This is a genomic window from Streptomyces longhuiensis (genome assembly GCF_020616555.1).
In the GTDB taxonomy this organism is placed as follows: domain Bacteria; phylum Actinomycetota; class Actinomycetes; order Streptomycetales; family Streptomycetaceae; genus Streptomyces; species Streptomyces longhuiensis.
Genome location: NZ_CP085173.1, coordinates 6236946 through 6262215, shown reverse-complemented (window position 1 = coordinate 6262215; position 25270 = coordinate 6236946). Strand labels below are relative to the sequence as shown.

Sequence of the window (25270 nt, the reverse complement as noted above, 5' to 3'; positions counted from 1 at the left end):
GGTTACTCCCGGCCCTGTACGTCGCCCGTGGCGCCCGGGGTCGTGATGCCGAGCGCCCGGGTCGTGGCCGGGTTCACCAGGAGCACCAGCGCCGTCACGGCGACGACGGCGAGCGCGATCCCGCCCGGGATCATCACACTGTCGGCCTGGAGCAGCGTGTAGGCGACCGGCAGCGCCATGATCTGCGTGATGATCGCGGGCCCCCGGCTCCAGCTGCGCCGCTTCAGCAGCCCGCGCGCCGCGATCAGCGGCAGCAGCGCGAGGACGACGAGCGTGACGCCGCCGGTCACGGCCTGCTCGGGGTTGTCGGGGTGACCCGCGAGGCCCATGACGAGCATGGAGACACCGCCGACGAGCAGGGCGGCCCCCTCGAGACCGGCCAGCGCGGCGGCCGCGGTCAGCCGCCCGGGGCGCGGGCCGTCGTCGGTGGTCGCGGCGTCTTCGGGGCTGGGGTTCTGCTCTGAGGTCACCCAAGCAGGGTAGCCCTCGGCCCGTGCCTCCCGGCCGCCCCGGGTGGGGCCCGCGGCGACGCCGGTTTCTTACCCGACTCCTACCTCGGTCTGGGCCGAGTACCACCCGGTAGGTACCCTGCTTCGCATGCGTGCACTTCTTGTGGTCAATCCGGCGGCAACCACCACCAGTGCGCGTACGCGTGACGTACTGATCCACGCGCTCGCGAGCGAGATGAAGCTCGAGGCGATCACCACGGAGTACCGCGGGCACGCCAGAGACCTCGGCCGGCAGGCCGCGGAGAGCAAGGACATCGAGCTGATCGTGGCCCTCGGCGGCGACGGCACGGTCAACGAGGTCGTGAACGGCCTGCTGCACCACGGCCCCGACCCGGACCGCCTCCCCCGCCTCGCCGTCGTCCCCGGCGGCTCCACCAATGTCTTCGCCCGCGCCCTCGGCCTGCCGAACGACGCGGTGGAGGCGACGGGCGCCCTGCTCGACGCTCTGCGCGAGGGCCGGGAGCGCACGGTGGGTCTCGGCCGCGCGGGCGGCACGCCGGGTACGGCGGACGAGGCCGCCCCGTCCCGGTGGTTCACGTTCTGTGCCGGTCTCGGCTTCGACGGAGGGGTCATCGGCCGGGTCGAACAGCAGCGCGAACGCGGAAAGCGATCGACACACGCGCTCTATTTGCGTCAGGTCGTACGCCAGTTCCTCGGCGAGCACGACCGCCGGCACGGCGCGATCACACTGGACCGGCCGGGTGAGGACCCCGTCACCGATCTGGTCCTGTCCATAGTCTGCAATACCTCCCCATGGTCATATCTGGGGAACCGGCCGCTCTACGCATCCCCCCGAGCGTCCTTCGACACCGGCCTTGACGTGCTCGGACTCAAGAAATTGTCCGCCCCTTCGGTGGCCCGTTACGGCACCCAGCTGCTCACCTCGTCACCCGACCGGGGGCCCCACGGGAAGAACGCCGTGACCCTGCACGACCTGACCGACTTCACCTTGCATTCGAAGGTCCCCCTGCCCCTCCAGATGGACGGTGACCACCTGGGGCTGCGGACGAGCGTGACGTTCACAGGCGTACGCCGTGCACTGCGTGTGATTGTGTGAGTGGAAGAGCCCAAAGTCCTTTATCTCGAACGTTTGGGCCAGGATCCACCCCATGGAAGTACGGCTGTGACCTAGCCGACACCGAGGAATCAAAAAAAACTTTCCTGAAGGGGTTGTATCCGCCGCCGAGGTTTGCGAATCTCTACATGGCGCTCGGGACGGCCCGCAACATCGGCCCCACAGAGAGCCCGAACCCCCTCCTCAACACACAGGACATCGTCGCAGATGTGACGGAAGTCCCTTCCGTTGTCGAGGGATTCGTGAAAGCGTTCACATTCACAAGCAACCCGCACGTAATACCAAGGAGAGGTAGCAGCCATGGACTGGCGTCACAACGCCGTTTGCCGCGAAGAAGACCCCGAGCTCTTCTTCCCTATCGGCAACACCGGTCCTGCGCTGCTGCAGATCGAGGAAGCCAAGGCCGTCTGCCGCCGCTGCCCCGTCATGGAGCAGTGCCTGCAGTGGGCGCTCGAGTCCGGCCAGGACTCCGGCGTCTGGGGTGGCCTCAGCGAGGACGAGCGCCGCGCAATGAAGCGTCGCGCCGCCCGCAACCGTGCTCGCCAGGCCAGCGCCTGACGCCCACGCCCCCCACGAGCCTGAGCCCGGCGGCGCGTACAGCGAGTACGCAACTCCCGCCCCCGAGCCGCAGCGCGCAGTACCCCCGATGCTCCACCCAGGCTCCGCCCGGGATGTAGACCCGGGCAACGCGAACAGTGAGCCCCGGACCCAACGGTCCGGGGCTCACTGGCGTTTGCGGCTGCGTCGGTTTGCCGACGCGGCGCCCCCGGCGCCGGGCCGGCTACTTGTCGGCGGTCACCGGGATGTCGAGGACGACCCGGGTGCCGCGGCCGGGCGCCGGGACCATGTCGAACGATCCGCTCAACTCGCCCTCGACCAAAGTGCGTACGATCTGCAGGCCCAGGTTGCCGGCGCGCTTCGGGTCGAAGCCCTCGGGCAGGCCCACGCCGTCGTCGGTGACGGTGATCAGGAGGCGGGCGTCCTTGGTGGTGCCGCCGCGCACCGCGGAGACCTCGACCGTGCCGGTGTCGCCCTGACGGAATCCGTGTTCCAGGGCGTTCTGCAGGACCTCGGTGAGGACCATCGACAGCGGGGTGGCGACCTCGGCGTCCAGGATGCCGAAGCGGCCGGTGCGCCGGCCCGTGACCACGCCCGGCGAGATCTCCGCGACCATGGCGAGCACCCGGTCGGCGATCTCGTCGAACTCCACGCGCTCGTCCAGGTTCTGGGAGAGCGTCTCGTGGACGATGGCGATGGAGCCGACGCGGCGCACCGCTTCCTCCAGGGCCTCGCGGCCGCTGTCGGAGTCGATGCGGCGGGCCTGGAGGCGCAGCAGGGCGGCGACGGTCTGGAGGTTGTTCTTCACCCGGTGGTGGATCTCCCGGATGGTCGCGTCCTTGGTGATCAACTCCCGCTCACGGCGGCGCAGTTCGGTGACGTCGCGCAGGAGGACGAGGGAACCGATGCGGGTGCCCTTGGGCTTGAGGGGGATCGCGCGCAGCTGGATCGACCCCTCCTCCCCCTCGATCTCGAACTCGCGCGGCGCCCAGCCGCTGGCCACCTTGGCGAGCGCCTCGTCCACCGGGCCGCGCGACGGGGCGAGTTCGGCCGTCGTCCGGCCGAGGTGGTGACCGACCAGGTCGGCGGAGAAGCCGAGCCGGTGGTACGCGGAGAGCGCGTTCGGCGACGCGTACTGGACGACGCCGTCCGCGTCGAGGCGGATGAGGCCGTCGCCGACGCGCGGGGAGGCGTCCATGTCGACCTGCTGGCCCGGGAACGGGAAGGACCCGGCCGCGATCATCTGGGCCAGGTCGGAGGCCGACTGGAGGTACGTCAGTTCGAGGCGCGAAGGCGTACGGACCGTGAGCAGGTTCGTGTTGCGGGCGATCACACCGAGGACGCGCCCTTCCCTGCGTACGGGGATGGACTCGACCCGTACCGGGACCTCCTCGCGCCACTCGGGGTCTCCCTCGCGGACGATCCGGCCCTCGTCGAGGGCGGCGTCCAGGAGGGGGCGGCGGCCGCGCGGGACGAGATGTCCGACCATGTCGTCCTGGTACGAGGTGGGGCCGGTGTTGGGCCGCATCTGCGCCACGGAGACATAGCGGGTGCCGTCGAGCGTGGGGACCCACAGCACGAGGTCGGCGAAGGAGAGGTCGGAGAGCAGCTGCCACTCCGAGACCAGCAGATGCAGCCACTCGAGGTCGGAGTCGCCGAGGGCCGTGTGCTGGCGTACGAGGTCGTTCATGGAGGGCACGGAGCCGAGGGTACCTGGCGGGTTCGGCCCCGAAGACACCCGCGGGCCGCGGCGCCTGGGAGGGACCCTCAGCCCTCCCGGCACCGCAGCCCGGAGTTGCAACAGCCGTCGGGTGTGCGGTCCCGTCGGCCATGTGAGGACCCGCCGCAGTCAGGGCAGAGAGCGCCGGCTCCTCGGTCCGTCCTCCTGTGCGGGGAGGACGGAGGCTTTACCATCGCATTGTGGACTAGACCATTCTGTCATGTCTACGCGTTGGACGATGTTTGTTGTTGTCTCTTCGTATCCGCTTTCGCGGCCGCGGGCCAGGCCTGCATCGCCAGGCCGGCGAGCGACTCGAGATCGCTCCGGCTCGCGCCGTCCCGGGCCTGCTGGGACATCCCCTGGAGGACCGCCCCCATATAGCGTGCCAGAGCCGCCGCGTCCGTGTCGGGTGGAAGCTCCCCTTCCGCGACACCGGCCCGGATTCGGGTCTCGAATGCGGCGATATCCGCCTGCCGCCGGTCGCGCAGGGCGTCCTCGACGCCTGGTGTGGTGCAGTTGGTCGCCGCGTGGACGACCAGGCAGCCGCGCGGCAGGCCGGGGCGGGTGAACGCGGCCGCTGCCTCGTGGAGCAGGCGGGTCAGCGCGGCGCGGGCCGTGGGTTCCTCGGCGCAGGCGCGCTGCCCGAACGAGGCGTGCGCGGCGCCGTAGAACCTGACGACCTCGTCGAACAGCGTCTTCTTGTCGCCGAAGGCCGCGTAGAGGCTGGGAGCGCCGATGTCCATGGCCCGGGTGAGGCCGGCGACCGTCGTCGCCTTGTAGCCGTGTTCCCAGAAGGCGCGCATCGCCTTCTCCAGGGCGGCGTCCCGGTCGAAGGAGCGGGGCCGTCCGCGCTGCTTGGTCGCCATCCGCGAATTCTATAGCGGGCGCTAGAGAAGGGTGGATGCCGGAGAGGACAGAGGGAGTCAGTGCGTCTCCGTCACCTTCGCCAGCGCCCTCGGGGCGTCCGGGTCCTGGCCGCGGGCGATGGTGACCTCGTACGCGAGGAGCTGGAGCGGGATGATCTCCAGGACCGGCTGGACCTCCTCCGCGACGCCCTCGGTCGGCAGGACGAACCCGGCCGACGCCCGGTCCACCTGCGCCTGGGGCCCGATGACGACGAGGTCGGCGCCGCGGCCGCGCAGCCGGTCGAGCACGGGCTGGAGCATGCTGCCGCCCTTGCCGTCCGTGACGACGGCGATGACCGGCGAGATGTTGTCGACCATGGCGAGCGGGCCGTGCAGCAGGTCGGCGCCCGAGTAGGACAGGGCCGGGATGTAGCTGGTCTCCATGAGTTTGAGGGCGGCCTCCTTGGCGGTCGGGTAGCCGTAGCCGCGCGAGGTGATCACCATGCGGTTCGCGAAGCGGTAGCGGGAGGCGAGGGTGCGCACCTCGTCCTGGCGGTCCAGGAGCTGCTGGGCGAGGTCGGGCAGCACGCCGGCGGGTGAGCCGTCGCCGCCGCGCAGGCCCTCGACGAAGAGGTAGAGCGCGAGCAGCGACGCGGTGTACGTCTTCGTGGCCGGGAGCGCCTTCTCGGGGCCCGCCATGATGTCGATGTGGTGCTCGGAGACGGCGGCGAGCGGTGAGTCCGGGTTGTTGGTCACCGCGAGGGTGATCGCGCCGGCCGCGCGGGCCGCCTTCGTGGAGGCGACGAGGTCGGGCGAGCCGCCCGACTGACTGACGGTGACGGCCAGGACGTCGCGCAGGTCGGGCCGGGCGCCGTACGCCGTCGTGGTGGACATGGAGGCGAGGCCGCAGGGCATCCCGAGCTGGATCTCCAGCAGGTACTTCGCGTAGAGGGCGGCGTTGTCGGAGGTGCCGCGGGCGGTGAGCAGGACGAAGCGGGGTGCCTGCGCCGCGACCAGCCGGGCCACCTCGTGGATGCGGGGAGTGCCGGTGTCCAGGAGGCGGCGCAGCACCGCGGGCTGCTCGGCCATCTCGCGGGCCATGATCAGGCCCGGCTGCTCGCTCTTCGGGGCCGAGGGGGTGGCGGTCATGCGGACTCCTCCACAGGGGCGGTCTCGGGTGCGGCGGGCGGGGCCGGCCGGGCTCCTCCTGTGCACGCTCCCCTCCACTCTGGCGGCTGACGCGGGCGCGCGCCCGGCCGAGTCGGTTCGGACACGTCTGCTTCGAGGTGCCGTCGGCACGGGGAGCGCCGAGCATGGTCGGACGGCGGGTGTACGCCCCGTGACCGGCCGGGCCACCTCTGCTAGATTGGTCTATACCACATGCGCAGCATCACACCCTCGACCAGATCGGCAGGCCCAGCGTGGAAGTTGTGATCGTCCCGGACGCCAAGGCAGGCGGCGAGCTCATCGCCGAGGCGATGGCCCAGCTGCTGCGCCGCAAGCCCGACGCCCTGCTCGGCGTGGCCACCGGCTCGACCCCGCTGCCCATCTACGAGGCGCTGGCGGCCAAGGTCGGCGGCGGCGAGGTCGACGCGTCGCAGGCCCGTATCGCCCAGCTCGACGAGTACGTGGGACTGCCGACCGGACACCCCGAGTCCTACCGGGCGACCGTGCTGCGCGAGGTCGTCGAGCCGCTCGGCCTGAACGAGGGCTCCTTCATGGGCCCGGACGGCAGCGCCGAGGACGTGCAGGCGGCCTGCGCGGCGTACGACAAGGCGCTCGCCACCGCCGGCGGTGTGGACCTCCAGCTGCTCGGCATCGGCACCGACGGACACATCGGCTTCAACGAGCCGTGCTCGTCGATCGCCTCCCGTACGCGGATCAAGACGCTCACGCAGCAGACCATCGCGGACAACGCGCGCTTCTTCGACGGCGACCTCGACCAGGTGCCGCGCCACGTCATCACGCAGGGCATCGGCACCATCCTGGAGGCGCGGCACCTGGTGCTGCTCGCCACCGGTGAGGGCAAGGCGGACGCCGTGGCGGCGACCGTCGAGGGGCCGGTGGCCTCGGTGGTGCCGGCGTCGGCGCTCCAGTTGCACCCGCACGCGACCGTGGTCGTCGACGAGGCGGCGGCGTCGAAGCTCAAGCTCGCCGAGTACTTCCGGCACACGTACGCGAACAAGCCCGCTTGGCAGGGGCTGTGAGCGAGTTCGGGACGGCATGAAGGTGCCGGTCACCCCTGGTGAGGGGTGACCGGCACCTTTTCGTTCGTCGTCCGCGGAGCGTCGTGGCGCCTCGCGCCCACGTGGCGAAGCCGCACCATGCCTCAGCCCCGCGCCCCTGAAGGGGCGCTCGGCTCACCCGGCGACGATCACCTCGGCGGCGGCCAGACCGCACACCCGGGCCGCGCCGTGGGTCGCCACGTGCAGGGCGCCCTGCGGCGGCGCCTGCGGTACGCCCATCTCGACCACGACCGTGTCGGGGCGGGCCGCGAGGAGCGTGTCCAGCGACTGAGCCATCCACGCGTGGCGGTGGGCGTCGCGGACCACGGCGACGATGCGCCGCTCCCCCGCCGCGGCCAGGGCGGCGGCGCCCGCGTCCGTGCCGGAGAAGCTGCCGGTCTCCGTGCCGGGCAGCAGCCGCTCCAGTTCGGCGGCGACACCCCACGGCGTCTCGTCGCCGACCGCGATGTTGGCGACGGGCGTGAAGGCGGCGACGTACGGCGCCTCGGTGACGGGCGCCGCGTGCTCACCGCGCGTGACGGTCACCGCCCGCCGCGCGGCGACCAGTCCGATCCCGGAGTCGGGCGCGCCCCCCGCATGCTCGGCCGCGCCCGGCTCCGAGGTCCACCGGGCGAGCGAACGCACCCGCGCCGCGGCGTCGGCGAGCCGCTCCTCGGGCAGGTCACCCGCGCGCACCGCGGCGACGAGAGCGTCGCGCAGCCGCAGGACCGTGTCGTCGTCGGCGAGCCCACCGCCGACACAGATGGCGTCGGCGCCGGCCGCGATGGCGAGGACGCTGCCGCGCTCGATGCCGTACGTGGCGGAGATGGCCTGCATCTCCATGCCGTCGGTGACGATCAGCCCCTCGTAACCCAGTTCCTCGCGGAGCAGTCCGGTCAGGATGCGGCGCGAGAGGGTGGCGGGGCGGTCCGGGTCCAGGGCGGGGACGAGGATGTGGGCGCTCATCACCGCGCGCGTGCCGGCCGCGATCGCCGCGCGGAACGGCGCGAGCTCACGCGCGTGCAGCACGTCGAGGCCCACGTCGATGCGGGGCATGTCGTGGTGCGAGTCGACGGCGGTGTCGCCGTGGCCCGGGAAGTGCTTGGTGCAGGCGGCGACGCCCGCGGACTGGAGCCCGGTGACGTACGCGGCGGTGTGGCGGGAGACGAGGCCGGTGTCGGCGCCGAAGGACCGTACGCCGATGACGGGGTTGGCCGGGTTGGAGTTGACGTCCGCGGACGGGGCCCAGTTGAGGTTGACGCCGCAGGCGGCGAGGCGGCGGCCCAGTTCGGCGGCGACGGACCGCGTGAGCTCCACGTCGTCGACCGCGCCCAGGGCGTGGTTGCCGGGGAACGAGGAGCCGGAGCGCACCTCCAGGCGGGTGACGTCACCGCCCTCCTCGTCGATGGCGACCAGGACGTCGTCGCGCTCCGCCCGCAACTGGGCCGTCAGCGCGGCGAGTTGCTCGGGTGAGGCGATGTTCCGGCCGAACAGGCCCACGGAGGCGAGGCCTTCGCCGAGCCGGCGCAGCAGCCAGTCGGGGGCGCTGGTGCCGGTGAAGCCGGGCTGGAGGACGGTGAGCGCGTCCCGGGTGAGGGTGTCGGTGCCGCGTTCGGTGAGTGTCGTCATCTGGCGGTGTTATCCCTTCACGGCGCCGTCGGTGAGGCCGCTGACGGCCCTGCGCTGCAGGAAGACGAAGAGGATCAGGATCGGGATCGCGAAGAGCGAGGACGCGGCCATGGTCGCACCCCAGTCGTCGCCGAAGGCGGTCTGGAAACTGGAGAGCCACAGCGGCAGCGTCTGCGCCTCGGGCGACTTGTTGAGGACGAGGACCATCGGGAACTCGTTCCAGGCGGTGATGAAGCCGAACATCGAGGTCGACATCAGGCCGGGTGCGAGCAGCGGCAGGATCACCCTGCGGAAGGCCTGCATGCGGGTGCAGCCGTCGACCATCGCGGACTCCTCCAGCTCCCTGGGCACGGCGGCGACGAAGCCGCGCAGCGTGAGGAGGGTGAAGGGCAGGATCATCACCATGTAGAAGAGGGTCAGCGGGACGAGGCTGTTCAGCATCGACGCGTCGCGCACGATCATGTAGATCGCGATGACCATGACTTCCCAGGGCGCCATCTGGGCCAGCATGAACCCGACGACGAAGCCGCGGCGGCCCTTGAACCGCATCCGCGCGAGGGCGAACGCCGCGGCCAGGCCGATGACCAGCGAGAAGACGACGGCGAGCACGGTCACGGTGACCGAGTTGCGCACCAGCGTCCAGAAGTTGTCGGCGCCGAACGCCGTCCTGAAGTGCTCGAACGTGATGTCGGTCGGGAACCAGACGGGGTTCTCGCTGATGATGTCGCCGGTCGGCTTGAGCGCCGTCGCGAACATCCAGTAGACGGGGAAGACGAAGCCGATGAACAGGATCACGGCCGTCACGTTGGGCCAGGCGCGGCGGAACGTCGACGAAGCAGAGCGCTTCACAGCTCGTCCTCCTCTTGCTTGAGCACGATCCGGAGGTAGTAGGCGGTCAGCACGAGCAGGATCAGGATCGTCAGGACGGCGATCGCCGCGCCCATGCCGAAGTGCTGGTTGCCGACGCCCTCGATGTACGCGTACACGGGCAGGATCTCGGTGAGCCGGTCGGGGCCGCCGCCGTTGATCGTGAAGACCTGGACGAACGCCTTGAAGACCCAGATGATCTCGAGGAACGTCGTCGCGTAGAGGAAGGGCCGCAGATACGGCAGGGTGACCGAGAGGAAGCTCTTCCAGGGGCCGGCGCCGTCGAGGGACGCGGCTTCGTAGAGCTCCTTGGGGATGGTGGTCGTCGCGGCGTAGAGGTTGATCGCGACGAACGGGATCGACATCCAGACGATCAGCACGGTGACGACGAAGAACGTCGACATCTGGCTGCCGGTCCAGCTGTAGTCGGCCATCGAGTGCCAGCCGAGCTTGTCGAGGACCCAGTTGACGACGCCGAAGCGCTCCGCGAACAGCCACTGGTAGACGGTGGTCGCGGCGACGACGGGCATCGCCCAGGCGAGCACGAGCCCGACGAGGAGCAGGACGCGCATGCGCTTGCCGAGCCGGGCGAGGAGCAGGCCGACGAGCGTGCCGATCACCATGATCAGGACGGCGTTGACGAGGGTGAAGACGATGGAGCGTCCGGTGACCCGCCAGAAGTCCGAACTGGTCAGTACTTCTTGGTAGTTGTCGAAGCCGTTCCACTCGGTGACATGCTGGATCAGCTGCCCCATGTTGAGGTTCTGGAACGACAGGAGCGCGTCCTTGAGCAGCGGCCAGCCGAGGAGCAGCACGGTGGCCGCGACCGCCGGAAGCAGCAGCAGATAGGGCGCGAGGGCCCCGGCCCGTGCGCGGGCCTGCGTTCTCGGTCCGCCGGATCCCCCGCCGTCCGCTTTCAGGACCTCCGCCGGACCGGAGGGCGGCCGTTCGGTCTGCACGGTCATGCTCGCCATCTCTTTTCTGGGCCTGCCGGGACACCGTGGACCCCGCCGGGGCGGAGAGACACGCGCTCTCTCCGCCGCGGCGGGGCCTGTTGCTGCCTTACTGCTTCTGCGAGAGGCGCTTGTTGAACTCGGCCTCGACCTGCTTGGCGGCGGCGGCCGGGGACTTACCCTTCAGCACCGCGGTCATGTAGGTCTTGATCGGGTTGGGCGCGTTCTCGACCGGGGCCCACTCCGGGATCAGCGGGGTGGTGCCGCCGCCGGCCGCGGCGGGAGCGGCGGCCTCGGCGGCCGCGTTGCCCTTCAGGTTGGACTGCAGCGCCTCCTTGTTGGGGATCACGCCGCCTTCCTTGGCGAGCTGACCCTCGAACTTGTCGGAGAGCGCGAGCTTCAGGAACTCCTTGGCGAGGTCCTGCTTCTTGCTGCCCGCGGCGACGGCGAGGTTGGAGCCGCCGAGGAAGACACCCTCGGGCTTGTCGGCCGTGGCACCGGGGACGGTGAAGTAGCCGATCTCCTTCTCGATCTTCGGGTTGGCCTTGATGGCGAGGGCGGACTCCCAGCCCATGCCGATGAAGGAGCCGGTCTTGCCCTTGGCGAAGACCTCGGCCTGCTGCGGGGTGGCCTCGTCCTTGTCCTTGGGGGCCTTGGACAGGGCCTGGAACTTCTTGTACGTCTCCATGGCGGCGGCGACCTTGGGGTCACCGAGGTTGGAGACGTACTTGTCGCCGTCCTTCTTGACGAGCTCGGCGCCCTCGCCGATGGTCAGGCCGACGAAGTGGTACCAGTTCTGACCGGGCAGGTAGATCGGCTCGGCGTCCGTCTTCTTGCCGATGGTCTGGAGGTCCTTGTAGAACTCGTCGCGCGTCTTGGGGGTGTCCTTGATGCCGGCGTCGGCCCAGATCTTCTTGTTGTAGATGACGACGCGGTTCACGACGAACCACGGGGCGGCGTACTGCTTGCCGTCCGAGACCGCGGACTTGTTCATCGACTCGGCCCAGTCGGCGCCGACCGAGGACTTGAGGTCGGAGAGGTCGGCGAGGCCGCCGGTCTTGGCGTAGGCGGGAGTCTGCGTGTTGCCGACCTCGAAGACGTCGGGCGGGTTCTCCTCGGACAGGGCGGTGGTCAGCTTCTGCTGGATGCCGTTCCACTGCTGGATCTCGATCTTCAGCTTCGCGCCGGTCTTCTTCTCGAAGGCCGCCGTGACGTCCTTCTGCCAGGTGTCCGGCGTCGAGCCGTCCATGGCCCACACGGTGAGCGTCTGCCCCTTGTAGCCGTCGGCGCCGGCCTTCTTGTCCTTGCCGCCGTCATCACCACTGCCACAAGCCGCGATCGAAACCAACATGCCCGCGACACCGATAGCCGCAATGAGCCTGCGCTTCACGTCACCCTCCTCAGGGATGCCAGCAACCCCCCGCCCACAACGACGGATACGACGAACACAACAAACTCGACGTGGTACTGCACGTGGGACTGGGACCTGGTCTTTAATGGTGTAGACCAGTACCCGGAGCTTGGCCTAGACCTTTAGGGGTGTCAAGGGTGTATAAGAAGGGCTGTCACGTCCGTTATCGGACCGACACCTGAGGGAGCACGGCTCCCCCGGGGAGGGCCGTGCCACGATGTGAGCCGCGACAGACGGAGGAGCCGGTGACGGCAGCACCACAGGAGCCGGGAAGGCGGACCATGGCCACCCATGCGGGCAGCAGCGGAACCGATGCGGGCGGCGCCACGACGGCGGAGGCACCCGCAGCGGGCCGCACCGCGCGCGTGCCCAAGTACTACCGCCTGAAGCGGCACTTGCTGGACATGACCGAGACGCTGCCCCCGGGCACCCCGGTCCCGCCCGAGCGCACCCTCGCCGCCGAGTTCGACACCTCCCGCACGACCGTGCGCCAGGCCCTTCAGGAACTGGTCGTCGAGGGCCGGCTCGAGCGCATCCAGGGCAAGGGGACGTTCGTCGCCAAGCCCAAGGTCTCGCAGGCGCTGCAACTGACCTCGTACACCGAGGACATGCGCGCCCAGGGCCTGGAACCCACGTCGCAGCTCCTGGACATCGGCTATGTGACCGCCGACGACACCCTCGCCGGGCTCCTCGACATCACGGCGGGCGGCCGCGTCCTGCGCATCGAGCGGCTCCGCCTCGCGAGCGGCGAGCCGATGGCCATCGAGACGACACACCTGTCGGCCAAGCGCTTCCCCGCGCTGCGCCGCTCCCTGGTCAAGTACACGTCCCTGTACACGGCGCTGGCCGAGGTCTACGGCGTGCGCCTGGCCGAGGCCGAGGAGACCATCGAGACGTCCCTGGCCACCCCGCGCGAGGCGGGCCTGCTCGGCACGGACGTGGGCCTGCCCATGCTGATGCTGTCGCGGCACTCCCTGGACGGCACGGGGCAGCCCGTCGAGTGGGTGCGCTCGGTGTACCGGGGCGACCGCTACAAGTTCGTGGCCCGCCTCAAGCGCCCGACGGACTGACGGGCGTCGTACGCGAATCCGCTTGTGCCGACCGATGTGTCGGCACATGAACGGCATGTCGGCCACGCATTGTCCGTTATCCGGACGGGGGTTCCATACGAAGAGATCGTCGCCTAGATTTCCGCCACGTTAAGCATGGGATAAGCGGGATCAGCGAGGGGACGGACCGCCGTATGTCGGATGTGCCTGAAGTGAAACGGCCGGTGGTCACACCGGTGCGAGTGGTCATTGCCCTGTGTCTCGTCGCGCCGTTCGTGGCGATGCTCTGGGTCGGCTCCTACGCGAAGGTCGACCCGACCTTCATCGGTATTCCGTTCTTCTACTGGTACCAGATGCTGTGGGTCCTCATCTCCACGGCGCTGACGATGATCGCGTACAAGCTGTGGCAGCGTGACCAGCGCGCCCGGAAGACGGGTGGGCAGGCATGAACGGCGGAGTCAACGGCGTCGCGCTCGGCGTCTTCATCTTCTTCTTCATCGCCGTCACGGTCATGGGCTTCCTGGCCGCGCGCTGGCGCAGGTCCGACAACGAGCAGAGCCTCGACGAATGGGGCCTGGGCGGACGGTCGTTCGGCACCTGGGTCACCTGGTTCCTGCTCGGCGGCGACCTCTACACCGCGTACACCTTCGTGGCGGTCCCGGCGGCGATCTACGCGGCCGGCGCCTCCGGCTTCTTCGCCGTGCCCTACACGATCCTCGTGTACCCGCTGATCTTCACCTTCCTGCCGCGCCTGTGGTCGGTGTCGCACAAGCACGGCTATGTGACGACCTCCGACTTCGTGCGCGGGCGCTTCGGCTCCAAGGGCCTGTCCCTCGCCGTCGCCGTCACCGGCATCCTCGCCACGATGCCGTACATCGCGCTCCAACTCGTCGGCATCCAGGCCGTCCTGGACGTCATGGGCGTCGGCGGTGACGACTCGACCAACTGGTTCATCAAGGACCTGCCGCTGCTCATCGCGTTCGCGGTGCTCGCCGCGTACACGTACTCGTCGGGTCTGCGGGCCCCCGCCCTGATCGCGTTCGTCAAGGACGGCCTGATCTACCTCGTCATCGCCGTCGCGATCATCTACATCCCGATCAAGCTGGGCGGCTTCGACGCCATCTTCCACGCGGCGAACGAGAAGTTCGCGACGCCCAATCCGGCGACGGGCAAGCCGGTCGGGTCGCTCGCCCCGGCGCCGGCCGGGCAGTGGACGTACGCGACGCTGGCCCTCGGCTCGGCGCTGGCGCTCTTCATGTACCCGCACTCGATCACGGCGACGCTGTCCTCGCGCAGCCGCAACGTGATCCGCCGCAACACCACCATCCTGCCGCTGTACTCCCTGATGCTGGGCCTGCTCGCGCTGCTCGGCTTCATGGCGATCGCGGCCGGGATCAAGGTGCAGAACGGGCAGCTGGCGATCCCGCAGCTCTTCGAGGACATGTTCCCCGACTGGTTCACGGGCGTCGCGTTCGCGGCCATCGGCATCGGCGCGCTCGTGCCCGCCGCGATCATGTCCATCGCCGCGGCGAACCTGTTCACGCGCAACATCTACAAGGACTTCATCAAGCCGGACGCGACGCCCGAGCAGGAGACCAAGGTCTCCAAGCTGGTGTCGCTGCTCGTGAAGGTCGGCGCGCTCGCCTTCGTCCTCACCATGGACAAGACCGTCGCGATCAACTTCCAGCTCCTGGGCGGCATCTGGATCCTCCAGACCATGCCGTCCCTCGTCGGCGGCCTGTTCACGCGCTGGTTCCACCGCTGGGCGCTGCTCGCCGGCTGGGCGGTCGGCATGGTCTACGGCACGCTCGCCGCATACGGGGTCGCGTCCCCGACGCAGAAGCACTTCGGCGGCAGCGCCAAGGAGATCCCGGGCATCGGCGAGATCGGCTACATCGGCCTCACGGCGTTCGTCATGAACGTGGTGGTCACCGTGGTCCTCACCTTCGTCCTGAAGGCGCTGAAGGCCCCTGAGGGCGTCGACGAGACGTCTGCCGCGGACTACACGGCGGACGCCGGCGACCCGGGCGTCCTGAAGAAGCTGCCGGAGGCGACGGCGGGAGCCGGCGGGCACTGACCCGACTTCCCCCCGAGTACGGCAACGGGCCGCCGGATCCCTCCGGCGGCCCGTTGCCGTACCCCGGGTTCACGAAGCTCCGTAGAGGTCCTTCCCGACCCGCCGCGCCGCCTCGGCGGCCGAGGAGAGCGTCAGGTCCATGTCCGTGCCCGCCCCCACCATCACCAGGACGCCGCCGACCCGCAGTTCGACCTCGTAGTGCGGCCTCCCGTCGTACTCGTCGCCGCCCGTGGTCCGCGTGGTCTCCAGGAGCGCCTCGTCACCGAGGTCCGGCAGCGGCCGGACCTCGTGGTGCTCCTCGACGGGCGCGGCGTCGGTGTCGACGGTGACGCGGCCGCACGCCTCGTGGAGCGCGCGGCGCAGTTCGAGATAGCGTCCGGCCCGCCCGGCCGGCATCGAGACCAGGCGCTCGTGGACGAAGGGGTCGTCCTCGTCCACCGCCGCGGGGTCCGGGCGGAACGTCCGCTCGGCGCTGGCGCCCCGCATGCGCCACAGTTCCCCGTGCGCGTCCCGGCCCGCCACGCAGGTGCTCCAGTCGCCTCCCCCGGAACCCTGGTCGAAGAGTCCCAGGTAGACCTCCAACGCCTTCGCGCCCTTGCCGACGGCCTCGGCCGGAAGGAGAGCGGCGCCCAACTCGGCGCCCGTGAAGACCTTCGCGGGATCCGCCGTACCGTCGACGCCGGACGCCGACGACCGCTTGCTCCCGCCCTCGCCCCGCTGGCCCGACCCGCCGTCCCCGCCGCTCCCGCACCCGGCGAGCAGCATCAGCACTACGGCGGCACATCCCGCTCCACGGCCTCGCACCCGTACCTCCCCCTGCTGGGGCACCAGTTCGGCCGCAACCCTAGTCGACACAAGATGTGGGGCTGTCATCCAAGGCCGACACAAGATGTATGCTCATGCTCGCTGTCGCCGCAGGGGAATCCGGTGCAATTCCGGAACTGTCCCGCAACGGTGTACGTATGCACGCATACGCGAGTCCGAGGACCTGTCGACAGCCTGCCCGAGCCGTCCGGCCCGGGATGACGACGTCCGGGTCTCGTGGAGTGGGCCGGTGACGCGGGCCCCGCCATGCCCCCGTGCCCTCCTCCCCGTCAGGCCCAGAGCCGAGCGAGGGAGAGCCCCACGTGACCATCGCGCCCGCCGAACCGGCCTCAGAGCTGGCAGGGAACCCCGAGCAGCACGACGCCCCGGGAACCGCGCTGCTGCGCACCCTGACCGAACTGACCGCCGACCTCCCGGACACCGACCCGGGCAAGGTCGCCGCCGCCGCGCTGCGCGGCAGGTCCGCGGTGGCGGAATCCGGCGTCACCGCCGAACTGCGCTCCCTGGCCACCGAGGCCGCCGCCGGCCTCATCTCCGACGACCCTGCGTACTCGCGGCTGGCCGCCAGGCTCCTGACGATCAGCATCGCCGACGAGGCCGCGTCGCAAGGCGTCACCTCGTTCTCCGAGTCCGTCGCGGTGGGCCACCGCGAGGGTCTGATCGCCGACCGGACGTACGACTTCGTGACGCTGCACGCCGAGCGCCTCGACGCGCTCGTCACCGCCTCCGTCACCGAGGGCGCCGACGACCGCTTCGGCTACTTCGGACTGCGCACCCTGCACAGCCGCTATCTGCTGCGCCACCCGATCACCCGGCAGGTCGTCGAGACCCCGCAGCACTTCATGCTGCGCGTCGCGTGCGGCCTCGCCGAGGACGACTCGGTCCGCGCGCTCGACGAAGTCGCCTCCCTGTACCGCCTGATGAGCCGGCTCGACTATCTGCCGTCGTCGCCGACGCTCTTCAACTCCGGCACCCGTCACCCGCAGATGTCGTCCTGCTACCTCCTCGACTCGCCCCTCGACGAGCTGGACTCCATCTACGACCGCTACCACCAGGTCGCGCGGCTCTCCAAGCACGCGGGCGGCATCGGACTCTCGTACTCGCGGATCCGCTCGCGGGGTTCGCTGATCCGCGGCACGAACGGGCACTCCAACGGCATCGTGCCGTTCCTGAAGACCCTCGACGCGTCCGTCGCCGCCGTGAACCAGGGCGGCCGGCGCAAGGGCGCCGCGGCCGTCTACCTGGAGACGTGGCACTCCGACATCGAGGAGTTCCTGGAGCTGCGGGACAACACCGGCGAGGACGCCCGGCGCACCCACAACCTCAACCTCGCGCACTGGATCCCCGACGAGTTCATGCGCCGCGTCGCCGACGACGGCACGTGGTCGCTCTTCTCGCCGTCCGACGTGCCCGACCTCGTCGACCTGTGGGGCGAGGAGTTCGACACCGCGTACCGCGCGGCGGAGGCCGCGGGTCTCGCGCAGAAGACGATGCCGGCCCGCGAGCTGTACGGCCGCATGATGCGCACCCTGGCACAGACCGGCAACGGCTGGCTGACCTTCAAGGACGCCGCCAACCGCACCGCCAACCAGACGGCGGAGCGCGGCAACGTCGTCCACTCCTCGAACCTGTGCACCGAGATCCTGGAGGTCACGGACGACGGCGAGACCGCGGTCTGCAACCTGGGCTCGGTCAACCTCGGCGCCTTCGTGCTGCAGGGAGCCGGCGGCGGGGAGATCGACTGGGAGCGCCTCGACGAGACCGTCCGCACGGCCGTCACGTTCCTCGACCGCGTCGTCGACATCAACTTCTACCCGAGCGAGCAGGCCGGCCGCTCCAACGCCAAGTGGCGCCCGGTGGGCCTCGGCGCGATGGGCCTCCAGGACGTCTTCTTCCAGCTGAAGCTGCCCTTCGACTCCCCCGAGGCGAAGGCCCTGTCCACGCGGATCGCCGAGCGCATCATGCTCGCCGCGTACGAGGCGTCCGCCGACCTCGCCGAGCGCAACGGCCCGCTCCCCGCCTGGGAGAAGACCCGCACCGCGCGCGGCGTGCTGCACCCCGACCACTACGGCGTCGAGCTGACCTGGCCGGAGCGCTGGGCCGCGCTGCGCGAGCGCATCGCCGCCACCGGCATGCGCAACTCCCTGCTCCTCGCCATCGCGCCCACCGCCACGATCGCCTCCATCGCGGGCGTCTACGAGTGCATCGAGCCGCAGGTCTCCAACTTGTTCAAGCGCGAGACGCTGTCCGGCGAGTTCCTCCAGGTCAACTCCTATCTGGTCCAGGAGCTCAAGCGGCTCGGCGTGTGGGACGCGCAGACCCGCGAGGCGCTGCGCGAGTCCAGCGGCTCCGTGCAGGGCTTCGGCTGGATCCCGGCCGAGGTGCGCGAGCTGTACCGCACGGCGTGGGAGATCCCGCAGCGCGGCCTCATCGACATGGCGGCGGCCCGTACGCCGTTCCTCGACCAGGCGCAGTCGCTGAACCTGTTCCTGGAGACGCCCACCATCGGCAAGCTCTCGTCGATGTACGCGTACGCCTGGAAGTCGGGTCTGAAGACGACGTACTACCTGCGCTCGCGCCCGGCGACGCGGATCGCCCGCGCTGCGTCCGCCGCCCCCATTCCCGTACAGCAGGCCGCCGATCCCGAGGCCGTCGCCTGCTCCCTCGAAAACCCCGAGTCCTGCGAGGCCTGCCAGTGATGACCAGCGAGAACAAGAACCTGCTCGACCCGGGCTTCGAGCTGACCCTGCGTCCCATGCGCTACCCGGACTTCTACGAGCGCTACCGGGACGCGATCAAGAACACCTGGACCGTCGAGGAGGTCGACCTCCACTCGGACGTCGCCGACCTCGCGAAGCTGTCGCCGGGCGAGCAGCACATGATCGGCCGTCTGGTCGCGTTCTTCGCGACGGGTGACTCGATCGTCTCGAACAACCTGGTCCTGACGCTGTACAAGCACATCAACTCCCCCGAGGCGCGCCTGTACCTGTCGCGCCAGCTGTTCGAGGAGGCCGTGCACGTCCAGTTCTACCTGACCCTCCTGGACACCTACCTCCCCGATCCGGAGGACCGTGCGGCCGCGTTCGACGCGGTCGAGGAGATCCCCTCCATCCGCGAGAAGGCCGAGTTCTGCTTCAAGTGGATGGATTCGGTCGAGAAACTGGACCGCCTGGAGACGAAGGCGGACCGCCGCCGCTTCCTCCTCAACCTGATCTGCTTCGCCGCGTGCATCGAGGGCCTGTTCTTCTACGGGGCGTTCGCCTACGTGTACTGGTTCCGCAGCCGCGGCCTGCTCCACGGCCTCGCGACCGGCACCAACTGGGTGTTCCGCGACGAGACGATGCACATGTCGTTCGCGTTCGAGGTCGTCGACACCGTCCGCAAGGAGGAGCCGGACCTGTTCGACGACCGGCTCCAGGAGCAGGTCGTCGCAATGCTGCGCGAGGCGGTCGAGGCCGAGCTCCAGTTCGCCCGCGATCTGTGCGGTGACGGCCTTCCCGGCATGAACACCGACTCGATGCGCCAGTACCTGGAGTGCGTCGCCGACCAGCGCCTCCAGCGCCTCGGCTTCGCGCCGGTCTACGGCTCGGAGAACCCTTTCTCCTTCATGGAGCTGCAGGGCGTCCAGGAACTGACGAACTTCTTCGAGCGCAGGCCGTCGGCGTACCAGGTCGCGGTCGAGGGCTCGGTCGGGTTCGACGAGGACTTCTAGGCGACGGTTGTGAACTCGGCATGGCGGGACGGGCGTTCGGCGTCCCGCCGTGCCTGACCGGCCTGCCGGAGCTGCCGGTCGATCCGGCGGTCGCGGGCGATCCCGAACAGGGACGGGGCGGCCAGGAGGGCGAGGACGAAGAGGACGGTGAGGTAGTTCATCGCTGTGTTCATGTCCTCCACTCTCGTCCCCCGCGGACGCATCCGGCAGTGGCAGGACTGTCACTGACCCTCGAATTACTGCCAAGCCTGCGGCACACTGGACGGCATGCTGAAGAACGTGGCCGCAGTGCTGCTCGACGGTGTGCATCCCTTCGAACTCGGCGTCATCTGCGAGGTGTTCGGACTCGACCGCAGCGATGCCGGGCTGCCCGTGTACGACTTCGCGGCGGTGTCCGCCGAGGGGCCCGACCTGGCCACCCATGTGCCGGGCATGACGATCTCCACCCCGTTCGGCCTGGAGCGGCTCGACGAGGCCGACCTCATCGCCGTCCCCGCGGCGGGCCGCGTCCGCAAGGGCTACCCTCCCGAGCTGCTCGACGCGCTCCGCCGGGCCGTCGACCGGGGCGCGCGCGTCCTGAGCGTCTGCTCGGGGGTGTTCGTGCTCGGCGAGGCCGGACTGCTCGACGGCCGCCGGTGCGCGGTGCACTGGCGGTACGCGCACGAGCTCGCCGTCGCGTTCCCGCGCACCCGCGTCGACCCCGACGTCCTGTACGTCGACGAAGGGCCGGTCATCACCTCGGCGGGGACCGCCGCCGGCATCGATGCCTGCCTGCACATCGTCCGCACGGAGCACGGCTCCGAGGTCGCCAACGCCATCGCCCGCCGCATGGTGGTCCCGCCGCACCGCGACGGCGGGCAGGCCCAGTACGTGGAGCGCCCGCTGCCCGTCACTCCCTGCGACACCGTGGGGGGCGTACTGGCGTGGATGGCGGCGCATCTGGACGAGGCGCTCACGGTCGAGGAGCTCGCGGCGCGCGCCCTGATGTCGCCGCGCACCTTCGCGCGCCGCTTCCAGCAGGAGACGGGCACGACGCCGTACCGCTGGCTGCTTCGCCAACGGGTGCTGCTGGCACAGGAGTTGCTGGAGCAGACGGACGAGACGGTGGACTCGATCGCCGGGCGGGCCGGGTTCGGCAACGCGGCGGCGATGCGGCATCAGTTCATGAAGGCGCTGGGCACGACACCCAACGCCTTCCGCCGCACGTTCCGCGTACGGTCCGCGGCCTAGGGCCCTGCGGGTGGATCGGGCCGGTCTCGCGGGGAGCCGGCGGACCGGCCCCCCGCACATCCGTGAGCGTCGCGGCTACGCACGTGCCTCCACCCGCAGCAGCGCCCGCTTGGGCTGGAGCGTGATCCCGATGCGGGCCGTGCTGTCCGTCTCCGCGACCGGAACCAGCCGCCAGCGGGGCGCCACCGTGGCCAGGATGATGGCCAGTTCGGCCATGCTGAAGTGATCGCCGGGGCACTTCCGGTTGCCGACGCTGAACGGCATCATCGCGCTCTGCCGGCTTTCCGCGGCGCGCTCCGGAAGCCAGCGGTCGGGGTCGAACTCCAGATGGTCACGGAAGGACCGCGGATCGCGCTGCATCGCATACGGGCTGTAGACGATGTCCGCACCGGCCGGAATGTGATAGCCGCCGAGCTCGGTATCGACGGCGGCCTGCCGCGTCAATATCCATACGGCGGGCCGTATGCGCATCGCCTCCGTGATGACATTGCGCGTGTGGATTAGGCCCTTGAGGTCGGCGAATGCGACGGGGCGGCCATCCGTCACGGATTCAACCTCCTCGTGCAACCGGCTTTCCTGCTCGGGGTGTTCCGCGAGGAGCTGGAACGTCCACGTGAGGGTCGACGCGACATTCTCCGCGCCGGCCACGACGAGGGAGACGACTTGGTCGTGCACCTCCTGCTCGCCGACCGTTTCGCCATTCTCGTCCTCGGCGCCGAGCAATGCCGCGAGCAGATCACCCGGATTGACGCCGGATGCGCGCCGCTCGGCAATGATCTCGTCCACCAGCCGATGCAAATCGGCCAACGCCCGCTCGAAACGGCGATTGGCCGGAAGTGGCAGCCGGTAGAAGGGTCCGACGGACAGGACCATGCGCCGGTACAGGCCGCTGAAGACCGTGTGCAGCGAGGAGCTGAGCCGGTCGGCGCGCTCGTCGACCGAGTCGACGTGCAGGACGGAGCGGGCGACGATGCGGACCGCGGTGCGGAACACCTCGGCGCCGATGTCGACCGTGTCGCCGGGCTTCCAGCGCGCCGCCATGGCGCGCGCCTCCTCCTCCATCACGGTCGCGTGATCGGCGATGCGGTCGGTCCGGAACGCGGGCTGGATGGTGCGCCGCTGGCGCCGGTGCATGGGGCCGTTGCTGGTCGCCACGCCCTTGCCGAGGAGGACTCCGAGGGTCTCCCACAGGGGGCCGCCGACCATGTAGTCGGGGCTCTTGAGGAGCGCGGCCACGAGGTCGGGGTCGCAGACCGCGTACGCCGTCTTCGGGCCGAGCCTGAGGCGGACCAGGTCGCCGTCGCCGCGCAGTCCCGCGACGAAGGCGAGGGGGTCGCGCACGAGGTTCCAGGCGTGCCCGAGGAGGGGCGCGCCGCCGCCTGCGTACGGCGGCGTGCGCCGCTCACCGGGCTCCACGACGGCCGGAACCGAGGATTCTGCCGATTCGACGCTCATTCGTCACCTGCCTGGTCGCTGATGTACGGAGGAGTGGCGCGGTCGTCCCAGCTGTCCACCTGATAGCGGCCCGACTCATGGTGGAACCAGTACACGGAACTGAACCAGTTCCGCATATTGGAGACGCACGACCTGAGTGCCACCGCGAGGCTCTCGCCCGCTAAAGTCCCGTCGGCCGCCTCGTCCGCCATTCGCAGAACTTCGGGCTCGGCCTCCAGGAATTCGGTAATGCATTCGCAGACCCTTCGGCGGACTTCTTCCACGGCCACTTCGAGGGAAAGTCCCTCGTGCTGGATGAGGCTTATCCCGAGGTTGTGGAGTTCATCGCCCGCGAGTTCCTTCGGCAGCGAGCAGAGGTCGTTGTACCAGGCGGCGAAATCCTGGCACGCGAGCGCGGCCCGCCGGTATGCGGGGCTTTCGAGCACCCATTTCGGGAGCTCGTACTGCGCGGTCGGCTCGAGGAGATCGAGCCATATCCAGTGCGCGAAGGTGTTCCTTCGGAGTTCGATGTACTCCTCGACCGTGGGCACCGTTCCCGAGGTCCGGTTCCGGAATTCCTGGTCGTACGCGTCGATCACCACGTGGAAGTGGCGGGCGAACCGGGCGTTCCATGAACGGGTGAGGGAGCCGTTCAGGCGGACGATGCTGTCTGCGAACGCGGCCACCAGTGGGTCCTTGTGGTGCAGATGGAGCTGGGGCGCCTCGAGTGCCGCGTGGAGCTGGACGGCGAGGCGTCGCCAGGCGCCGGCCCGGCCGTGGATCACGTCACGGTCGTGGCGGTCGTCCCAGACGAAGAACCACGCGCTGTAGTCGCAAATCGCGGAGAGGAGGTCGTCGGGGGCTCCTATGTAGTAGCCCGCCATGAGGTCGGTGTAGCAAAGGCCATCGGCATATTTCTCCACCTTGTCGGCCGACATGAGCCGCTTTTGGAGCAGCCAGGACCGCGTCTTCTCCTGGAGCTTTGGCCAATACGGATGCAGGTTGCGAGGAAACGCCTCCTCGATCACCGGTAGTGCCAGCGCCGGTGGGACCGCTGTCTGCGTCTGTGTCTGTGTCTGCACCCGAGTCCGTGAAGTGCTGTGTGAGAAAGCAGGCACGAACAAACCCCTCTCAGCCGCCTGATGGCGTGCGCCCCTGTGCTGTGCCGGGCGCGCGCCGTTGCGTATCCCCGCACTTTCTATTCAGCACCACAACTGACCGTTCTGGGAACGGATTTGCTCCCCCCACTCCCCCCACGCGCCGGAAAAGTCCCCTTAGATGACTGATTCTGGATCATCCACGGCCGGTCCGGTTCGCACACCTGACCGCCGGGGTGGCCCGGGCCCCGAACACGCGAGCGGCGCCCGGTCAGTTGGAAATCCGGCCGGACGCCGCTCGTGTGTCACTCGGTGCGCTCGGGCCCCAACGGGCCCTTCCCGCTCAGTCGTTGGGGACGACCTCGTAGCGCGGGGTGCCCTCGGCCATCTGCTTCAGGGCGTCCTTGCGCTCGCGCTTGGAGAGGCGGTCGATGTACAGGTACCCGTACAGGTGGTCCGTCTCGTGCTGGAGGCAGCGCGCGAAGTAGCCGGTGCCGCGGACCTTGATCGGGTTGCCCTTCTCGTCCTGCCCGGTCACCACCGCGTAGTCGGGACGCGCGAGCGGCGCGTACGCCGTCGGCACGGACAGGCAGCCCTCGTTCGAGTCGTCGAGGCGGCGCTGGTCCGCGGGCAGCTCCTGGAGCACGGGGTTGCAGACCACGCCGGTGTGGCGCGCACCGTCGTCGTCCGGGCAGTCGTAGACGAAGACCTTCAGGTCGACGCCGATCTGGTTGGCGGCGAGGCCCACGCCCTCCGCGGTGCGCTGGCTGGCGAACATGTCGTCGACCAGCTGCGCGAGCTCGTCGCCGAACTCGGTGACGTCCTTGCACTCCTTGTGCAGGACGGGGTTCCCGACAACGGTGATCGGCCGCGACGTGCCGCGCGCGACGGCGGCCTCCTCGCGGGCGGCGTTGTCCTCGGTGTCGAGGACGAAGCCCTCGTCGTCCACGGGGAGCACTCCGGCGTGCTCGTGCTCGGTGTCCTGCTGCGCCATGTCCGACGTACGCCTTCCGGTACCTGCTGCGACAAATTTTCCGGGGTACAGCCTACGGGGACCGGTCAGCAGACCTCTTCAAGGTCCCGCCAGTCCCTGGAGTCCGGGCTGTCCGCGACCCAGCCGTCGAGCAGACCCCGCACGAGCGACGCGGGAGCCGCGACACCGCACTCGCGCTCGGGAACCCACAGCTGGCCGTCCGTGCGGTGACCGAGCGGCCCGGGATGTCCGGGCTCGCTGTGGTCGTGCGGGTCCGGGTGCCGGCCGTCGCCCTCGTCGGACGGCATCCGCGACTCGGAGCACATCCGGCACAGCAGCCGCACGGAGGACGACCAGTCCTCAGCGGCGAAACCGGCGTCGGAAGCGAGCTGCTCCAGGGCGTCCCGGTCGTCCTCGGTCGCCGCCTCCAGGAGGACGACCCAGGTCGGGACGGGCGAGGGGGCCCACAGCTCGATCTCGTCGAAGACGGGGTACGAGTGCCCGGCGGCCGTCGTCCGCTCCCCGTGGGGCACTCCGTCGTGCAGCACGACCTCGCCCCAGCGGCGCCCGGAGGACGGCAGCGGGATGGACAGGACCTCCATGCGGGCGGGGTCGAGCCTGCGCCCCCACACCACCTCGGCCTCGCCCTCCGGCGAGAGCCGCACGGCGGCACTGCCCAGATCCATGCCGGTCGGCTCACCGGCGGCGGTCGCACCGCCCGGCACCTTCAGTCCGTACGCCTGCCAGGCCCTCCGCGCGAGCGGCCAGTCCTGCAGGGCAGTGGCCGCGATACCGACGTTCCACCAGTCGGGGGCGCCGCTCTCGCGGTCCAGGAGGGCCACCGCACGCAGACCCGCGGCCCGCGCCTGCTCCCAGTCGTGCCGGAACTTGTGCAGCAGCGCGAGGTTGAACCAGGACTCCGACAGCCACGGCTCGAGGTCGGCGGCCCGGGTGAGCAGGGCCCCGGCGTCCTCGTACCGGCCGTCGCCGATGAGCGTGAACGCCCGATCGGTGGCCTGCCGCCATGAGGCGGAGGGCCGGTGCCGTCCCTTGCCGAAGATCCTCACGATTCCCGCCTGCA

Annotated in this window: 23 protein-coding genes and 1 riboswitch; of the genes, 9 read left to right on the top strand and 14 right to left on the bottom strand. The window is 69.9% G+C overall.

Going from position 1 to position 25270, the window contains the following annotated elements:
- Positions 1–2 precede the first annotated feature (2 nt).
- A complete protein-coding gene (locus tag LGI35_RS28975; protein WP_227297160.1) occupies positions 3–470 on the bottom strand; it encodes a hypothetical protein in 468 nt (155 codons plus the stop codon).
- 127 nt (positions 471–597) lie between these two features.
- On the opposite strand from LGI35_RS28975, the gene LGI35_RS28970 reads away from it, so the two are divergent.
- Positions 598–1566 carry a diacylglycerol/lipid kinase family protein gene (locus LGI35_RS28970; RefSeq protein WP_227297159.1) on the top strand — a complete coding sequence of 323 codons (969 nt, stop codon included), beginning with the start codon at positions 598–600 and terminating at the stop codon, positions 1564–1566.
- A 318-nt stretch (positions 1567–1884) separates the two neighbouring features.
- Positions 1885–2142 carry a WhiB family transcriptional regulator gene (locus tag LGI35_RS28965; protein WP_016639615.1) on the top strand — a complete coding sequence of 86 codons (258 nt, stop codon included), beginning with the start codon at positions 1885–1887 and terminating at the stop codon, positions 2140–2142.
- Between the two features lie 223 nt (positions 2143–2365).
- Here the strand turns inward: LGI35_RS28965 and LGI35_RS28960 are convergent, their stop codons facing one another.
- From LGI35_RS28960 to LGI35_RS28950, 3 genes are all read right to left on the bottom strand, one after another.
- A complete protein-coding gene (locus LGI35_RS28960) occupies positions 2366–3832 on the bottom strand; it encodes a sensor histidine kinase (protein WP_165914730.1) in 1467 nt (488 codons plus the stop codon).
- 254 nt (positions 3833–4086) lie between these two features.
- On the bottom strand, positions 4087–4728 hold the full coding sequence (locus LGI35_RS28955; RefSeq protein ID WP_227297158.1) for a TetR/AcrR family transcriptional regulator: 642 nt from the start codon (positions 4726–4728) through the stop codon (positions 4087–4089).
- Between the two features lie 57 nt (positions 4729–4785).
- A complete protein-coding gene (locus LGI35_RS28950) occupies positions 4786–5856 on the bottom strand; it encodes an SIS domain-containing protein (protein WP_227297157.1) in 1071 nt (356 codons plus the stop codon).
- Positions 5857–6128: 272 nt separating this feature from the next.
- Here LGI35_RS28950 and nagB point away from each other — a divergent pair, with 272 nt between their 5' ends.
- Positions 6129–6914 (top strand): glucosamine-6-phosphate deaminase, encoded by a 786-nt coding sequence (gene nagB, locus LGI35_RS28945; RefSeq protein ID WP_227297156.1) that lies wholly within the window; start codon positions 6129–6131, stop codon positions 6912–6914.
- A gap of 153 nt (positions 6915–7067) precedes the next feature.
- Here nagB and LGI35_RS28940 read toward each other — a convergent pair whose 3' ends face one another.
- From LGI35_RS28940 to LGI35_RS28925, 4 genes are all read right to left on the bottom strand, one after another.
- Complete coding sequence (locus LGI35_RS28940) at positions 7068–8561, bottom strand: glycoside hydrolase family 3 protein (protein WP_227297155.1); 1494 nt, start codon at positions 8559–8561, stop codon at positions 7068–7070.
- Positions 8562–8570: 9 nt separating this feature from the next.
- Positions 8571–9410: a carbohydrate ABC transporter permease gene (locus tag LGI35_RS28935; RefSeq protein ID WP_227297154.1), complete on the bottom strand. Its 840-nt coding sequence runs from the start codon at positions 9408–9410 to the stop codon at positions 8571–8573.
- Positions 9407–10393: a carbohydrate ABC transporter permease gene (locus tag LGI35_RS28930; protein ID WP_227297153.1), complete on the bottom strand. Its 987-nt coding sequence runs from the start codon at positions 10391–10393 to the stop codon at positions 9407–9409. The genes LGI35_RS28935 and LGI35_RS28930 overlap by 4 nt, the downstream gene beginning before the upstream one ends.
- 97 nt (positions 10394–10490) lie before the next feature.
- Complete coding sequence (locus LGI35_RS28925) at positions 10491–11771, bottom strand: extracellular solute-binding protein (protein ID WP_227297152.1); 1281 nt, start codon at positions 11769–11771, stop codon at positions 10491–10493.
- A 302-nt stretch (positions 11772–12073) separates the two neighbouring features.
- Here LGI35_RS28925 and LGI35_RS28920 point away from each other — a divergent pair, with 302 nt between their 5' ends.
- The 3 genes from LGI35_RS28920 (at position 12074) to mctP (ending at position 14918) form a co-directional block, all read left to right on the top strand.
- The gene (locus tag LGI35_RS28920; protein ID WP_227297151.1) at positions 12074–12862 is read left to right on the top strand and encodes a GntR family transcriptional regulator; all 789 of its coding nucleotides are present in this window, start codon (positions 12074–12076) and stop codon (positions 12860–12862) included.
- A 173-nt stretch (positions 12863–13035) separates the two neighbouring features.
- On the top strand, positions 13036–13290 hold the full coding sequence (locus LGI35_RS28915; RefSeq protein ID WP_116510150.1) for a DUF3311 domain-containing protein: 255 nt from the start codon (positions 13036–13038) through the stop codon (positions 13288–13290).
- Positions 13287–14918: a monocarboxylate uptake permease MctP gene (mctP, locus tag LGI35_RS28910; protein WP_227297150.1), complete on the top strand. Its 1632-nt coding sequence runs from the start codon at positions 13287–13289 to the stop codon at positions 14916–14918. Before LGI35_RS28915 ends, mctP begins: the two co-directional genes overlap by 4 nt.
- Before the next feature lie 69 nt (positions 14919–14987).
- On the opposite strand, the gene LGI35_RS28905 is transcribed toward mctP, so the two are convergent.
- Positions 14988–15722: a hypothetical protein gene (locus LGI35_RS28905; protein WP_227297149.1), complete on the bottom strand. Its 735-nt coding sequence runs from the start codon at positions 15720–15722 to the stop codon at positions 14988–14990.
- Positions 15723–15811: 89 nt separating this feature from the next.
- Positions 15812–15928: riboswitch (cobalamin riboswitch) on the top strand.
- Positions 15929–16045: 117 nt separating this feature from the next.
- On the opposite strand from LGI35_RS28905, the gene LGI35_RS28900 reads away from it, so the two are divergent.
- Together LGI35_RS28900 and LGI35_RS28895 are read left to right on the top strand one after the other, a co-directional pair.
- Positions 16046–18442, top strand: a complete 2397-nt coding sequence (locus LGI35_RS28900) for a ribonucleoside-diphosphate reductase subunit alpha (protein ID WP_227297148.1) — start codon at positions 16046–16048, stop codon at positions 18440–18442.
- Positions 18442–19455, top strand: a complete 1014-nt coding sequence (locus LGI35_RS28895) for a ribonucleotide-diphosphate reductase subunit beta (RefSeq protein ID WP_116510160.1) — start codon at positions 18442–18444, stop codon at positions 19453–19455. Before LGI35_RS28900 ends, LGI35_RS28895 begins: the two co-directional genes overlap by 1 nt.
- On the opposite strand, the gene LGI35_RS28890 is transcribed toward LGI35_RS28895, so the two are convergent.
- Positions 19452–19628, bottom strand: coding sequence for a hypothetical protein (locus LGI35_RS28890; RefSeq protein ID WP_227297147.1), 177 nt, complete (start codon positions 19626–19628; stop codon positions 19452–19454). The genes LGI35_RS28895 and LGI35_RS28890 overlap by 4 nt on opposite strands.
- Before the next feature lie 94 nt (positions 19629–19722).
- Here LGI35_RS28890 and LGI35_RS28885 point away from each other — a divergent pair, with 94 nt between their 5' ends.
- The gene (locus tag LGI35_RS28885; RefSeq protein WP_227297146.1) at positions 19723–20685 is read left to right on the top strand and encodes a GlxA family transcriptional regulator; all 963 of its coding nucleotides are present in this window, start codon (positions 19723–19725) and stop codon (positions 20683–20685) included.
- Positions 20686–20760: 75 nt separating this feature from the next.
- Here the strand turns inward: LGI35_RS28885 and LGI35_RS28880 are convergent, their stop codons facing one another.
- From LGI35_RS28880 to LGI35_RS28865, 4 genes are all read right to left on the bottom strand, one after another.
- Positions 20761–22140 (bottom strand): bifunctional albaflavenone monooxygenase/terpene synthase, encoded by a 1380-nt coding sequence (locus LGI35_RS28880; protein ID WP_227297145.1) that lies wholly within the window; start codon positions 22138–22140, stop codon positions 20761–20763.
- Positions 22137–23237 (bottom strand): epi-isozizaene synthase, encoded by a 1101-nt coding sequence (gene cyc1 / locus LGI35_RS28875; RefSeq protein WP_423835731.1) that lies wholly within the window; start codon positions 23235–23237, stop codon positions 22137–22139. The genes LGI35_RS28880 and cyc1 overlap by 4 nt, the downstream gene beginning before the upstream one ends.
- Positions 23238–23559: 322 nt before the next feature.
- The gene (gene def, locus LGI35_RS28870) at positions 23560–24210 is read right to left on the bottom strand and encodes a peptide deformylase (protein WP_116510169.1); all 651 of its coding nucleotides are present in this window, start codon (positions 24208–24210) and stop codon (positions 23560–23562) included.
- A gap of 65 nt (positions 24211–24275) precedes the next feature.
- Positions 24276–25256 carry a tetratricopeptide repeat protein gene (locus tag LGI35_RS28865; protein WP_227297143.1) on the bottom strand — a complete coding sequence of 327 codons (981 nt, stop codon included), beginning with the start codon at positions 25254–25256 and terminating at the stop codon, positions 24276–24278.
- Positions 25257–25270: the final 14 nt, after the last annotated feature.